The organism is Lentzea tibetensis (assembly GCF_007845675.1).
In the GTDB taxonomy this organism is placed as follows: domain Bacteria; phylum Actinomycetota; class Actinomycetes; order Mycobacteriales; family Pseudonocardiaceae; genus Lentzea; species Lentzea tibetensis.
Map to the genome: position 1 here is coordinate 82,805 of NZ_VOBR01000006.1, position 13,076 is coordinate 95,880.

The 13,076-nt window shown below is 68.4% G+C and carries 14 protein-coding genes; 10 read left to right on the top strand and 4 right to left on the bottom strand.

All coding sequences use genetic code 11. The features are described from left to right. Positions 1 to 43: 43 nt before the first annotated feature. Complete coding sequence (locus FKR81_RS10845) at positions 44 to 571, top strand: hypothetical protein (protein WP_146350869.1); 528 nt, start codon at positions 44 to 46, stop codon at positions 569 to 571. Here the strand turns inward: FKR81_RS10845 and FKR81_RS10850 are convergent. The 3 genes from FKR81_RS10850 to FKR81_RS10860 form a co-directional block, all read right to left on the bottom strand. Beyond that, entirely contained in the window at positions 481 to 1,395 is a 915-nt protein-coding gene (locus tag FKR81_RS10850) for an alpha/beta fold hydrolase (protein WP_146350870.1), read from the bottom strand. The two genes, FKR81_RS10845 and FKR81_RS10850, sit on opposite strands and share 91 nt — an antisense overlap. A 58-nt stretch (positions 1,396 to 1,453) precedes the next feature. Then, complete coding sequence (locus tag FKR81_RS10855) at positions 1,454 to 3,598, bottom strand: discoidin domain-containing protein (RefSeq protein ID WP_235921452.1); 2,145 nt, start codon at positions 3,596 to 3,598, stop codon at positions 1,454 to 1,456. Between the two features lie 976 nt (positions 3,599 to 4,574). After that, entirely contained in the window at positions 4,575 to 5,423 is an 849-nt protein-coding gene (locus FKR81_RS10860; RefSeq protein WP_235921453.1) for a patatin-like phospholipase family protein, read from the bottom strand. Between the two features lie 95 nt (positions 5,424 to 5,518). On the opposite strand from FKR81_RS10860, the gene FKR81_RS45970 reads away from it, so the two are divergent. From FKR81_RS45970 to FKR81_RS43475, 9 genes are all read left to right on the top strand, one after another. Beyond that, a complete protein-coding gene (locus FKR81_RS45970) occupies positions 5,519 to 5,596 on the top strand; it encodes a putative leader peptide (RefSeq protein ID WP_407936518.1) in 78 nt (25 codons plus the stop codon). Between the two features lie 48 nt (positions 5,597 to 5,644). Next, positions 5,645 to 6,763, top strand: a complete 1,119-nt coding sequence (locus FKR81_RS10865) for an ROK family transcriptional regulator (RefSeq protein WP_146350872.1) — start codon at positions 5,645 to 5,647, stop codon at positions 6,761 to 6,763. A 66-nt stretch (positions 6,764 to 6,829) separates the two neighbouring features. After that, positions 6,830 to 7,789, top strand: coding sequence for a TauD/TfdA dioxygenase family protein (locus FKR81_RS10870; RefSeq protein WP_146350873.1), 960 nt, complete (start codon positions 6,830 to 6,832; stop codon positions 7,787 to 7,789). Further along, the gene (locus FKR81_RS10875) at positions 7,789 to 8,277 is read left to right on the top strand and encodes a flavin reductase family protein (RefSeq protein WP_146350874.1); all 489 of its coding nucleotides are present in this window, start codon (positions 7,789 to 7,791) and stop codon (positions 8,275 to 8,277) included. Before FKR81_RS10870 ends, FKR81_RS10875 begins: the two co-directional genes overlap by 1 nt. 8 nt (positions 8,278 to 8,285) lie before the next feature. Next, positions 8,286 to 9,305 (top strand): ABC transporter substrate-binding protein, encoded by a 1,020-nt coding sequence (locus FKR81_RS10880; RefSeq protein ID WP_146350875.1) that lies wholly within the window; start codon positions 8,286 to 8,288, stop codon positions 9,303 to 9,305. Beyond that, positions 9,302 to 10,135: an ABC transporter permease gene (locus tag FKR81_RS10885; RefSeq protein WP_146350876.1), complete on the top strand. Its 834-nt coding sequence runs from the start codon at positions 9,302 to 9,304 to the stop codon at positions 10,133 to 10,135. The genes FKR81_RS10880 and FKR81_RS10885 overlap by 4 nt, the downstream gene beginning before the upstream one ends. Then, entirely contained in the window at positions 10,111 to 10,773 is a 663-nt protein-coding gene (locus tag FKR81_RS10890; RefSeq protein ID WP_146350877.1) for an ABC transporter ATP-binding protein, read from the top strand. Before FKR81_RS10885 ends, FKR81_RS10890 begins: the two co-directional genes overlap by 25 nt. Continuing rightward, positions 10,770 to 12,092 (top strand): LLM class flavin-dependent oxidoreductase, encoded by a 1,323-nt coding sequence (locus tag FKR81_RS10895; RefSeq protein WP_146350878.1) that lies wholly within the window; start codon positions 10,770 to 10,772, stop codon positions 12,090 to 12,092. Before FKR81_RS10890 ends, FKR81_RS10895 begins: the two co-directional genes overlap by 4 nt. 18 nt (positions 12,093 to 12,110) lie before the next feature. Continuing rightward, positions 12,111 to 12,278 carry a hypothetical protein gene (locus tag FKR81_RS43475; protein WP_186762900.1) on the top strand — a complete coding sequence of 56 codons (168 nt, stop codon included), beginning with the start codon at positions 12,111 to 12,113 and terminating at the stop codon, positions 12,276 to 12,278. Here FKR81_RS43475 and FKR81_RS10900 read toward each other — a convergent pair. Beyond that, positions 12,275 to 13,075 (bottom strand): SDR family oxidoreductase, encoded by an 801-nt coding sequence (locus FKR81_RS10900; RefSeq protein ID WP_146350879.1) that lies wholly within the window; start codon positions 13,073 to 13,075, stop codon positions 12,275 to 12,277. The genes FKR81_RS43475 and FKR81_RS10900 overlap by 4 nt on opposite strands. Position 13,076 lies beyond the last annotated feature (1 nt).

Here is a 13,076-nt window from a genome sequence, read left to right on the forward strand (position 1 = left end):
GAGACACCCGTTGACGGTCCGGGTGGGCGAGCACGACGCCACCATGACCGTCGTTGGACTCGACGCGAGGCTGGGCGCGCTCGGTGTTGCGCTCGGCCAGCTCGACGACGTCCGCGTCGAGCTGGAGGACCTGGAGTGGTCGCAGTACCGCGCTACCCGCGCGGTACTGGTGTTCCGGGACGTGCACGTGAACCCGCCCGCCACGGTCGTCGCGTCGCCGATGGAGTTCGAGGTGGTGATCCCCGCCGAGGGGGTCCCGCAGCTGCAGCGGTGGAAGTGGTTGCCGCTGCACGTCTTCCTCGTCGACGACGCGCTGCACGTGCGCGTGCACCGGTGGTTACCGCCCAAGGTCTTCCCGATTCCCGAGCTGCCGCGGGGAATCAAGCTCACCTCGCTGCAGACGCGCACCAACAGCGCAGGTGACAGCGAGTTCGTGCTGGGCGGAGCCGCCCCCGTCGTCCGGGAGCGGCTCAGCGTCGCTCAGCTCGTGGACTTGTTGAGCCGGTTGGCTTCCAGCCAGTCCAGCAGCCGCTCGGACACGACGTCCGGGATCTCCATCTGGGGCACGTGACCGACGCCGGAGAACTCGTCGTAGCGCCAGTGCGGGTGCCTGCGCGCCGCGTACCGCGCCGAGGCGACGTTCACCAGGCGGTCCTGGTCACCGCTCATCAGGAACACCGGCATCCGCAGCTTCGCCATGGCGCCGAAGTACGGCCCGCGCCGTGACACGGCGAACACGGTCGAGCGCGCGGCCGCGAGGAACGCGTCGTTCAGGCCCGGCACCTTGGCGCGCTCGGTGAGCAGGTGCTCGGAGGCCAGCTTGAGCTCCTCGGGGATCGCCGACGGGTCGGCGCAGCACAGCTCCAGCACGCGCTCGATCTGCGCGCGCACCGGCGCCTGCTTGGTCTTCGCGAGGAACCGCTGCCCCAGTCCGGGCACGGAGTACATGAAGAACGAGGTCAGCATCGTCGGGTCCGGCCGGGTGCCGAGCACCATCGGCAGCGCTGGGTCGACCAGCACCAGTCCGCGCACGGTGTCCGGGTTCCTGGACGAGTGCAGGATGGACACCAGGCCGCCCATGGAGTTCCCGACGAGCACGACGGGCTCCGCCACGACCTCGTTCAGGAACCGCCCGAGCAGCCCCGCGTTGGCCGAGACGGACGTCTTGCGGCCTTCCGGGTGCGTCAGCCCGAAGCCGGCGAGGTCGACGGCGACGACGCGGGCGTGCTGAGCCAGCTTCGGCGCCAGCAGTGCCCAGTTGAGATGCGAACCGCCGAGCCCGTGCACCAGGACGATCTTCGGACCGTCTGCCGGTCCTCCGAAGTCGACCCAGTGCACGGGCCCGTCGATGTCCACGTACTGGCTGGTTCCGCCGAAGTTGGCCACGGTCGTCATCCAGCCAGTATCAGCGACCGACCTACTGAGAGGTAGCCACCGTTAGTGGCGCCACATTTCAGCCGACCTCGAGGTAGTCGAGGTTCGGCCCGCCGTTCGCCGAGGTCGCGACCGCTTTGATCGTGTTCTCCCCGGCGTTGAGGTTCACCGTCACCGTCACGCTCTGCCACGTCGTCCACGCGCCGGTGCCCGCGAACGCCACCTCGTCGGCGGCGAGACCGCCGTTGACGTTGATGTCCAGCGGCCGGTTCACCGCGGTGCCGTTGGCGAAGCGCAGGGTGAGCGTGGCCGGACCGGCCTGCGCCGCGGTCACCTTGAACTCCACGGCCCCGCCGACGGCGTTGTCGTAGTTCACGAAGCCGGTGCCGGAGAAGCCCGCGTGGTTGGACTCGACGACGCCCTGCGTGATGGTGCCGCTCTCAGCCTCGTACCGGCCGGGTTCCGGGTCCGGGTCCCCGCCGCCGCTGCCGGGGTAGGCGTTGCCGAGCCACGCCTCGTCGACCCGCAGCTGCGCCTTGCCCTGCGTCGAGGTCTTCTCGACCCGGATGTGCCGCGCGGTCGTGTTGGCGGGCAGGTCGATGACCTGCACGCCCCGGTGGTTCGGCAGCGAACCGGACTTCACGTTCGTCCAGCTCGACCCGTCGTTCGACGTGTACACGTTGTAGTTCTTGATGCGCGCCGACCCGGACGACGGGTGGGTCGTCGAGTCCTCGCGCTGGTTGAGCGCCACGTACGAGACCTTCTTGGCCGACCCGAGGTCGAACCGCAGCGACACGGTGCCGGCACCCGTCGCGTCCCAGTAGGTCTGGTAGTTGCCGTCCGCCGCGTGGGCCGCGGGGTGGTTGGCGCCTGCCGCGCTCGAGCTCATGGTGTACGACGACTGCGGGATGATGCCTTCCTTGCCCGCGGTCTCGACCTTGAACACCGTGTCGTACTGGTCCCAGTTGGACACTCCGCTGATCGTCAGCGTGCCCGCGCTCTGCGTCCAGTTGACGGCCGCGCCGGTGCGCAGGTTCGTCACCTTCGAGATCTTGTAGCCGTTGTCCCGCACCTTGAGCGTCGTGCCGGACGGCTTCGTGATCGCGTGGATGTAGTGCAGGTTCGGGTTCGCCTTGCTCACGGTCGTGATGCCGTGCGCGCCGTCGTTCCAGAAGCCTGGCTTGAGTCCACCGTTGTTGTAGCCGCCGCCGTGCACGCCGAGCAGCGACTCCTTGATCTGCCCGAGATAGCCTTCGGCGAAGTTGTTGAAGTTCTGCTGGTTCGAGGGGAACTTGCCGTTGACCATGGCGGTCTCCGCCATCAACGCCTTGACGTCAGACCCCGCGTTGGTGATCAACCGTCCGAGCGTGAGCTTGTAGTCGACCGACGTGTTCGACCCGCCGTACCACCAGGGCCCGCCACTGGGCAGCTTGAAGCACGCCTCGATCAACCGCGGCGCCGCCGTGTAGACCGCCTGCGGGTAGTCGTAGCTCGGCGTCATGCCGGTCTTCTGCTCGTTGCTGATCGTGTCCATGATCGGCGTGTCCTCGTTGTTGTTGCTGAGGACGTAGTGCGGGCGGTCCTTGCGGATCCGCTCGTACAGGCCGTTCTGCTCCCAGTACGCGTTGTCGTTGTCGATCCAGAACCCGGCGAGCTTCGGGTACCGCTGCATGACCTCGACGAAGTTGTCGTAGCTGAACTGCCCGAAGCCGTTGCGCTCCTGCAGGTTCACCGTCTTGCCCTTGTACTTCGAGTACCCGGCCGAGTCGAGCCACTCGTGCCCGCCCTCGTTGTGCCACTGCGGGTCGTCCGTCATGTAGTTGATGACGTACAGCCCCTCCTTCTCGGCGGCTTCGATCAGCTCACCGAGGAAGTCGCGCTTGGTGGCACAGGCGCCGGGAATCGAGCTCGGCCACGCCCGCGCGTACCCGAGACGACTGTGGAAGCTGGCGAGCACGAGGTACTGCGCGTGCAGCTTCTTGGCCTCGTCCACCCAGTACTTCGCGCTCCACCCACCACTGGTGACGGCGTTCTCCCACGCCGAGCAGCTGGTGTAGCCAGGCGAGGTGCGCATGCCCCAGTGCAGGAAGAGCCCCGCCGTGGACGCCCGCAGCCAGTCCTGGCGGGGGTGGAGGACTTCGGCGCTGGCCGGTGATGGGCTCAGGCCGACAACAAGTAGAGCGGCGGTCAACAACACGCCGATGCGACGCAACTTTGCACGCACGAGCCAGCCTCCTGAACGGACGCCTCCTGCGGCGGAAGAAGACGTGCTCGATATCACTCGGCCAGAGATGTACTCCACGGTTGTGAAACCTTCAAGAGGAGGTCCGATGTTTGAGCGTGTTTCATAAGTTACGTAATCGATAAAGGCTCCGAACGAGCCGATGTCTGTTGCAGAGCGTTGCCGATTTGGGCCCGAGTTCGACCCAACGGCATGGTCACGCTCCCACGACCGCCGTGGCGCCGAGCGGGTGCCGCGGGGTGCCCAGCAGGCAACACGCGCCCGCCGAGCACCCGCTCCGCGCCGCTCTTCTCGGCCTCGGGCCAGGCTCACGCAGGCGTCCCCGCACGCGAGAACCCCCCGAATCCATGCTCGCAGCCAGCACCGACAACCCCCGGCCCCGCCGACGCGCCAGCCCCGAAACCAGGGGGCGACAGCCTGCACTTTCTGCCGCGCGGCGCACACCCCGCGAGCGAAGCGAAGCCAGCACACCAGCGGCCCACCACGAAACCGGCAGGCGCCAAGGGAGCACAGCGAAAACCGGCGCGAACCAAGCGAGCGCCGCCCCAACCGGCAGGTGCCAAGAGAGCCCCAGCGAACCGGCAGATACCAAGCGAGCACCGCCGAAACCGGCAGATACCAAGAGAGCGCGGAGAAACCGGCAGATACCAAGAGAGCCCGACGAAACCGGCGCGAACCAAAAGAAAGGAGCGCCCGCCGCACTGCCAACCCCCGCAGTGCCAACCGGGCGCGGCCCCCGAGCACAAACCGGCGGCCGAACGATCAGGACAAACTTTCCCGGAGGGCAGGGGGTGGGGAGGGGCTCGCTGATCAGGCGCAGCCTTGCCACATCGAAAATGCCTTGTCAAGGCAGCTCTTCCGCCTTGACAAGGCGTTTTCGATGTGGCGACCTCTGGTGATCAGCGAGCCCTTCTCCACCCCACACCGCAAAGCCCCACACCGCAAAGAAGCCCAAACCCTAGTGGCTGGGATGCCCGTACAACCCAGCCCCCGCAATCTCCAACGTAGTCAAAAACGCGTTAGAAGCCTCATACGAAGTCAAGATCAGCTCCGCGGTGTGCGTGAAGTCCAACGGAGTCACGGGTTGCACAGGCGGCCCAGGCAGGTACAACACCGGCACATCACGCGATGCCAACTCAACTTCGAGCACGGCTTGGTTGCGCATCCCCAAAGTCGCCCAGAACAACAAGGTCTCGGCAAGCGTCTCCGGCACCGTAGGCAAGTGCCCGGGAAACGCACAGTCGAGCACCACCAACGACCGAGCCCCCATGGCCAACGCCTGCCGAATGGGCACGTTGGCGAGCACCCCACCGTCGTACAACACCTGATCACCGATCCGCACAGGCGGATAAACCCCGGGGATGGCCGAGGAAGCGAGGATCGCAGGCACCAACTCCCCAGAAGTGATGTTGACCGCCTCACCGGTGACGCAGTCAACAGACACAGCCCCGAACGGCAGCCGCAACGAGGAGAAGTCCGTTGCCCCGTCAAGCCCTTCGGCCAAAACAGCAGCAAGCCCGGTGTTGGGGAACAGGTAAGTCTTGTTGGTGCGCAACGACCTCAGCTGAGCGATCGGCCCACCGGGAAACACGCGCGGCCGCGTCATGCCCTCCCACATCACGGCGAGCCGGTCGGCAGCCTTGTCCGGGTCGAGCGACCCGTTGACCGAGCCGACCGACGTGCCGACCACGAGGTCAGGCCGGACGCCGTGCTCCGCGAGGGCGCGCAGCATCCCGACCTGACTGGAGCCGAGGCTGCCACCACCGCCGAGCACGAACCCGACGGGTCCGGGAAGAGTGATCGTCACGGGTGCATCGTAAAACGACAGAGCTGTCTCACCACGTGAACACGCTTGGCCAGCCACTGACCGGGTGTCAGCATCAAGGCGTGTCCCAGGCATCTGTGCTCAGCACGCGCCGCCACGTCGACCTCCGTCGGCAGGCGAGCGCGATCTGTGCGGTGCCCGTTCGTCTCGTCTGAAGAGTCTGAAAGCAGAACCAGACAACGCCCCGGCACTGGGGAGGGACCATGAGCCGCACCGCGTCCACCGTGTTGAGGTCCGTCCTCGACCACGGGCCCGTCGCCCGCAGCACCATCGCCCGGCTCACCGGGCTGAGCGCCGCGACGGTCACCAAGCAGTACGCCGAGCTCGCGCGACGCGGGCTCGTGCGAGAGGTCGACACGCGCATTCCGCGCGTCACGCTCGGGCGGCCGCACGTGCCGGTGGACATCGACGTCGACAGGCACGTCGTGTGCGGCGTGCACATCGCGTACGGGCACACGACGTTCGCGTTGATGAACCTGCGCGGCACGGTGCTGGCGCAGGAGCGCGAGCCGCATCGGACCACTGCACCCGAAGCTGTCCTGACCAGGATCGCGGACCGGGTTCCAGCATTCCTGAAGGAGAACGACCGGACGCCGGTCGGCATCGGGCTCGCGACCGGCGGGCGCATCGACCCGGACAGCGGCACGATCGTCGAGCACAGCCAGCTCGGGTGGCGGCACGTCGGTGCCAAGCGGTTCCTCGGGGAACGGCTCGGGCTGCCGGTGCACGTCGACTCGCACTCGCGGGCGCTGGCGCGGGCCGAGCAGCTGTTCGGTGACGAGCGGACGCGGGTCAGCGTCGTGCACCTCTTCGTGGGCAACGTGGTGGACGCCGCGATCGCCACGAACGGGACCGTCCACAGCGGACCCGGCGCGCGAGCGGGTGAGATCGCGCACCTCGCGCTGCAAGACGACAACACGCCTTGTCCCTGCGGGAGAACCGGCTGTCTGCAGGCCGCGGTCGCGGACCGGACCATCGCGGAACGGGCGGTGGCCGCCGGGATCATCGACGTGCCGGACGTGCGACGGCTGCTCGACAAGGCGAGACACGACCCCAGGGCGCGAGCCGTGTTCCGGCAGCGGGCGCGCAAGATCAGCCAGGCCGCGAAGCTGCTGCTCGACGTGATCAACCCCGAGGTGCTGGTCATCGTCGAGGCGGGCGCGATGCACCTGCCTGAATGTCTCGACGAAATCAGGGCGAGAACCGGGGACAGAATCGTCACGACCAGTTTCGGCAGCGACGTGCTCAGCGTCGCCGCCGGTTCGGTGATGCTGAACGAGGTCTACGGTCATCCTCTTTATTTTCTCAAGTCGCAAAATTGACACTCAGGCACCTCTGACAGAGGATTGACCTGCACATACACCCACAACAATTCTAAGGAATTGGCGATGACCGCTGTCCAGGAAAAGACCATCACCGTGCGCCCGATCGCAGGTCACATCGGCGCGAACATCTCTGACATCGACATTTCTCAGCCGCTCGACAAAGACACGATCCAGGCCCTGAAGAACGCCCTGCACGCGCACAAGGTGATTTTCTTCCGCGACCAGGAGCTGGACCACGCGGCCCAGATCGCGTTCGGCCGCCAGTTCGGCGAGCTGACCTACGCCCATCCCCACGACGACGCGCCGCCGAACGGGCACCCGGAGATCTTCACGATCGACCCGCGGCGGTACGAGGAGCGCTACGGCAAGGACTTCAAGGAGCAGACCCGCAAACGCCAGTACAGCTACTTCTCCGGCTGGCACACCGACGTCACGGCCGCGGTGAACCCGCCTGCCGCGTCGATCCTGCGCGCGGAGGTCGTCCCCGAGGTCGGCGGCGACACGACGTGGACGAACCTCGTCGCCGCCTACAACGGTCTCTCCGACCAGCTGAAGTCCTTTGTGGACACCCTGCGCGCCGAGCACAGGTACGGCGGCGCGAGCAAGGTCGACGAGGGCGCGTACGCCAAGCGCGTCAACGACAACCTGCTCGTCGCCGAGCACCCGGTCGTGCGCGTGCACCCGGTGACCGGCGAGAAGGGGCTCTTCGTCAACCCCGGCTTCACCAGCCACGTCGTCGGCGTGTCACCGCACGAGAGCAAAGCGATCCTCGACCTGCTCTACGGCGAGCTGACCCGGCCCGAGTACACCGTGCGGTTCCGCTGGGAGCCGGGCAGCGTCGCCTTCTGGGACAACCGCGCCACCGCGCACCTCGCGCCGCGCGACCTCGAACACCTCGACGTCCAGCGCACGCTGCACCGCGTCACGCTCATCGGCGACACCCCGGTCGGCCCGGACGGCAGGGAGTCCACGCTGCTGGCGGGCAGGCCCTTCACCGCGGACCACGCCGTGGTGGTGGACTGATGACGGCCATCATCCCCGCGCAACTGGCACCGGACGCCTTCCGCCGGGCGTTCCGGCGCCACCCCGCGGGCGTCGTCGTGATCACCGCGGACGCCGAGCACGGCCCGGTCGGGTTCACCGCCACCAGCCTCACGTCGCTGTCGCTGCGCCCGCCGCTGATCTCGTTCGGCGTCTCCACCGGCAGCTCCAGCTGGCCGCACATCAAGGACGCGGCGACGGTCGTCGTGAGCTTCCTGCAGGCGCAGCACGAACACGTCGCCCGGCGGTTCGCGACGAGCGGCATCGACCGGTTCGCCGAACGCGACTGGCACCGGCTGCCCGGCGGCGAGCCGGTCATCACCGGCACGAACTGGTTGCGCGCCGAGGTCGAGCGGTTCATCCCGATCGGCGACCACTCGATCGTCGTCGCGCAGGTGCTGCAGAGCGACCTGCACAACGACGGCCCTCCCCTGCTCTACCACGACGGCAGCTACCACTCGATCCCCTAGGAATCCCCATGTTGCGCAGACGAACGTTCCTGGCGGGGTTGGCGGCGCTCGGCGCCGCGGGCTGCTCCACCGGTGAGGCGGCACCGGCGCTGACCGGTGCCCTGCCCACCGCCGCACCGCCACCGGACACGAAGCTCACGATCTCCATCCGCTCCACGCTGATCCAGCTCGAGCAGTCGGGAGAACTGACCAAGCTGCCGTTCAAGGTGCCGGACTGGCCGAACATCCAGGCGGGCCCTGACGTCATCCAGGCGTTCCGGGCCAACTCGGTCGACCTCGCCACCAACGCGGGCATCCCGCCCATCCAGGCGAAGGCGAACCGGTTCGACGCGCGGATCGTCGCGGTCGGGCAACGGGAGAAGCCGCTCTACACGTTCGCCGGCGCACCCGGTCTCGCACTCAACGACCTGAAAGACCTGCGCGGCAAGAAGATCGCGTTCTCGCAGGGCCAGGCGCAGGGCGTCGTCGTCCTGCGCACGCTGAAGGAACTGGGGCTGAAGAACACCGACGTCGAGCTGGTCGGGTTGACCAGCAACCAGTTCCTCACCGCACTGCAGGCCCAGCAGGTCGACGTCGCGGTGCTCGCCGAACCGGTGCTCACCAAGTACCTCGGCCAGTACCCGGACGCGAAGTCGCTCGCCATGAACGCGGTCGACCTGCTCACGATCCTGTGGGCACCGGTGAGCGTGCTGAACGACCCGGCGAAGCTCGCCGCGGTCCGCGCCTTCATCCCGTTCTGGGCGCGCGGACAGGTGTGGGCCTACGAGAACCCGGACAAGTGGGTCGACGCCTACTACGTCAAGGACCAGAACGTCACCAAGGCCGACGGCGACCGGATCGTCAAGGCGACACCCGAGCTCGTCTTCCCCGCCAACTGGGACCGGGCGATCCGGTGGGAGCAGGAGACCGTCGACCTGCTCGCCGACGGCGGCTTCGTCCCGTCCTTCAAGGCGGACGAGCTGTTCGACCGCCGGTTCGAGCACATCGCGGCCGAAGCCGTCGACGCCGAGTATCGGAGCAGCACATGACACAGGTGCTCGAACGGCCCGTCGCACTGACCGCACCCCACGCGAGAACCAAGCGGAAGAGGCTCGGTCTGGGCAAACCCATCCCGTACGGACGCGCGCTGGGACCGTTGCTGCTCATCGTGGTCTGGAGCGCCGCGTCGGCGACCGGCGCGCTGGACCCGCGCATCCTGTCCGCGCCGTGGACGGTGCTGCAGACCGGCATCGAACTGACGCGGAGCGGAAAGCTGCCGGAGAGCGTGCTGATGTCGTTGCAACGCGCGGCATTGGGCTTCCTGTTCGGCGCCGTCGCCGGCACCGCGCTCGCCATCGCGGCCGGCCTCAGCCGCATCGGCGAGGCGCTGATCGACGGGACCGTGCAGGTCAAGCGCGCGATCCCGTCGCTCGGCCTGATCCCGCTGCTCATCCTGTGGCTCGGCATCGGCGAGCCGTTCAAGGTCGTGGTGATCGCGCTCGGCGTCGCGGTGATCATGTACCTGCAGACCTACACCGCGCTCACCGGCATCGACAGCAGGTACGTGGAGCTGGCGGAGGTCGTCGGGCTGAGCCGGGCGCAGTTCATCCGCAAGGTCGTGTTCCCCGGTGCGCTGCCGGGCTTCTTCCTCGGCCTGCGGCTCGGCGTCACCGGCTCGTGGCTGTTCCTGATCGTGCTGGAGCAGATCAACGCGACCAGCGGCATCGGTTACCTGATGTTCCAGGCGCAGAACTACGGCCAGACCGACGTGATCATCGTCGGGCTCGTCGTCTACGGGCTCTTCGGGTTCCTGTCCGACGCGGTGCTCCGGCTCGTCGAACGGAGGGCGCTGTCGTGGCGACGCACGCTGTCCGGGTGAGCGGGCTGGTCCGCTCGTTCGGTGACCGGAACGTGCTGGACGGTCTCGACCTCGCGATCGCACCCGGTGAGTTCGTGGCGATTCTGGGCCGCAGCGGGTCGGGCAAGAGCACGCTGCTCAAAGCCGTCGCGGGCCTCGACTACGACGTGACGGGCGACGGCGACATCGCCGTCGCCGGCGAGATCGCGGTCGCGTTCCAGGACTCGCGGCTGCTGCCGTGGCTGCGGGTGGTCGACAACGTCGAGCTGGGCGTCCGGCCCGGCCGCGGCACAGCGGCTCTCGCCGAGGTCGGACTCGAAGGCCGCGAAAGGGCTTGGCCCAGCGAGCTCTCCGGCGGCGAGCAGCAACGGGTGGCGCTGGCCCGTTGCCTCGTCAGGGAACCGCGCGTGCTGCTCGCCGACGAGCCGTTCGGCGCGCTGGACGCGTTGACCCGCATCAGGATGCACGACCTGCTGCGCGAGCTGTGCGCCAAGCACCAGCCCGCGGTGCTGCTCGTGACGCACGACGTGGACGAGGCGATCGAGCTCGCCGACCGCGTGGTGGTCCTGCACGAAGGCCGGATCGGCCTGGACGTCCCGGCGCACGACGCCGATCGCACACATCTGTTGAGAGCACTGGGAATCGGAGTCGCGGCATGACACTGCACCTCAACCTCTTCATCTTCGACACGGGGCACCACGAGGCGTCGTGGCGGCTGCCGCAGAGCGACCCGCTGGCGTACCTGGACATCGCCTACTACCAGCGAATCGCGCGGATCGCCGAGGACGCGAAGTTCGACTCGGTGTTCCTCGCCGACAGCCCGGTGCAGTTCGGCGACCCCGGCCGCAGGCCGTCCGGACGGCTCGAACCGACCGTGCTGCTCACCGCGCTGGCCGCCGTCACGTCCCGCATCGGCCTCATCGCCACCGCGTCGACCACCTACAACGAGCCGTTCAACCTGGCACGCCGGTTCTCCTCGCTCGACCACGTCAGCGGCGGCCGCGCGGGCTGGAACATCGTCACCACCGCGGGCGACGACGCGGCGCGGAACTTCGGCCTGGACAGCCAGCCCGCGCACGTCCACCGCTACGAGCGCGCCGCCGAGTTCGTCGAGGTGTCGAAGAAGCTGTGGGACTCGTGGGAGGACGACGCGGTCGTCGGCGACAAGGAACGCGGCGTGCACGCGGACAGCGGAAAGGTGCACGTGATCGACCACGTCGGCCCGCACTTCAGCGTGCGCGGCCCGTTGAACGCGCCGCGCTCGCCGCAGGGCCACCCGCTGCTCGTGCAGGCGGGGTCGTCCGAGGACGGCAAGGACTTCGCCGCCCGGCACGCCGAGGCGGTGTTCACCGCGCAGCAGACGCTGGAGGAGGCCGTCGCGTTCTACGCGGACGTGAAGCGGCGCGCGGTGGCGTTCGGCCGCGACCCCGACCAGGTCAAGATCCTGCCCGGACTGGTGCCGGTGATCGGGTCGACCGAGGCGGAAGCCCTTGCGGCGGAAGAGGAACTGGACCGGCTGATCATCCCCGAGTACGCCCGCGAGAACCTGGCCGAGCTGCTCAAGGTGCCCGCCGAGTCGCTCGCGCTCGACGAGGAGCTGCCCGCGGACCTGCCCGCCGAGGACGAGATCGAGGGCTCCAAGTCGCGGTACACGCTGATCGTCGAGCTGGGCAGACGCGAGCGGCTGACCGTGCGCGAGCTGATCGGGCGGCTCGGCGGCGGGCGCGGGCACAAGACGTTCGCGGGCACTCCGGAACAGGTCGCGGACACCATCGAGCGCTGGTACCGCTCGGGCGCGGCCGACGGGTTCAACATCATGCCCGCGGTGCTGCCGTCCGGGCTCGAGGTGTTCGCCGCCGAGGTGCTGCCGATCCTGCGGCAACGCGGGCTGTTCCGCACCGAGTACACCGGGTCCACGCTGCGCGAGCACTACGGGCTGCCCCGGCCCGCGAACCAGTTCTCACTCGTCGCGGTGTGAGGTGCGTAAGGTCGAGGTATGGGGCAACTGGGCGAGATGTTTCCCGGACGGAAACTGCGCAGCGAGGCAGGCGACTCGGGCACGGGTGAGGACTACGAGGAGACCGGTCCGCTCGACCTGACGACCGGGACGGTGCGGCTGGCCCCGCGGCCGAAGCCGCAGGAGCCCGCCGAGCCGAAGGATTAGATGCCGAACGCCCGCGCCAGGATGCTGTCCATGGCGCGGGTGGGCAGCACCTTGCGCAGCAGTTCCTGCACGCGCGCGTCGTTGCCGACGACGTAGCGGTCGCGCGGCCGCCGGTCGGTCAGCGCGCGCTCGACGGTCGCGGCCACGATGTCCACCGGAGCGGTGCCGCGCTGCATCTTGGGCGCGGCCTTCCGCAGCCCCGCGATGTGCCGCGCGTAGAGCTTGCGGTGCTCGGGTTTCAACGCGCCGACCGTGGAGTTGATCGTCGCGTCCATGTCGCGCCACAGGTCGGTGTCGATGGCGCCGGGCTCGACCAGCGACACCGGGATGTGCCACGGCCGCAGCTCGATGCGCATCGTGTCGGCCAACGCGGTCAACGCGAACTTCGAGGCGCTGTAGGCGCCGGTCATCGGCACGGCCAGCCTGCCGTTCGCCGACGAGATGAACACGACCCGGCCGCGGCGGGGACGCAGCAGCGGCAGCACGGCCTGGGTGACGGCGACCTGCGCGACGACGTTCACCTCGAGCTGGTGGCGCACGTCGTCGAGGTCGAGCACCTCGACCGGGCCGCCGACGAAGATGCCCGCGTTGTTCACGACGGCGTCCAGCGACGGCAGCGACGACAGCTCGGCGATGTGGTCGTCGTTGGTCAGGTCCAGCTTGACCGGCGTGATCCGCTCGCCCAGTGACCTGGGCGTGCGCATCCCGGCGTACACGTTCCACCCGGCGCCGGCGAGCCGCTGCGCGATCGCGAGGCCGATTCCGCGGCCGGCTCCGGTGATCAGGACCGATGGCATG

Coding starts and splice junctions, on each gene's coding strand:
- FKR81_RS10865 (WP_146350872.1), top strand. CDS start 5,645: ATGAGCCGCACCGCGTCCACCGTGTTGAGGTCCGTCCTCGACCACGGG.
- FKR81_RS10900 (WP_146350879.1), bottom strand. CDS start 13,075: ATGCCATCGGTCCTGATCACCGGAGCCGGCCGCGGAATCGGCCTCGCG.
- FKR81_RS10875 (WP_146350874.1), top strand. CDS start 7,789: ATGACGGCCATCATCCCCGCGCAACTGGCACCGGACGCCTTCCGCCGG.
- FKR81_RS10885 (WP_146350876.1), top strand. CDS start 9,302: ATGACACAGGTGCTCGAACGGCCCGTCGCACTGACCGCACCCCACGCG.
- FKR81_RS10845 (WP_146350869.1), top strand. CDS start 44: ATGACCGTCGTTGGACTCGACGCGAGGCTGGGCGCGCTCGGTGTTGCG.
- FKR81_RS10850 (WP_146350870.1), bottom strand. CDS start 1,395: ATGACGACCGTGGCCAACTTCGGCGGAACCAGCCAGTACGTGGACATC.
- FKR81_RS43475 (WP_186762900.1), top strand. CDS start 12,111: ATGGGGCAACTGGGCGAGATGTTTCCCGGACGGAAACTGCGCAGCGAG.
- FKR81_RS10880 (WP_146350875.1), top strand. CDS start 8,286: ATGTTGCGCAGACGAACGTTCCTGGCGGGGTTGGCGGCGCTCGGCGCC.
- FKR81_RS10870 (WP_146350873.1), top strand. CDS start 6,830: ATGACCGCTGTCCAGGAAAAGACCATCACCGTGCGCCCGATCGCAGGT.
- FKR81_RS10895 (WP_146350878.1), top strand. CDS start 10,770: ATGACACTGCACCTCAACCTCTTCATCTTCGACACGGGGCACCACGAG.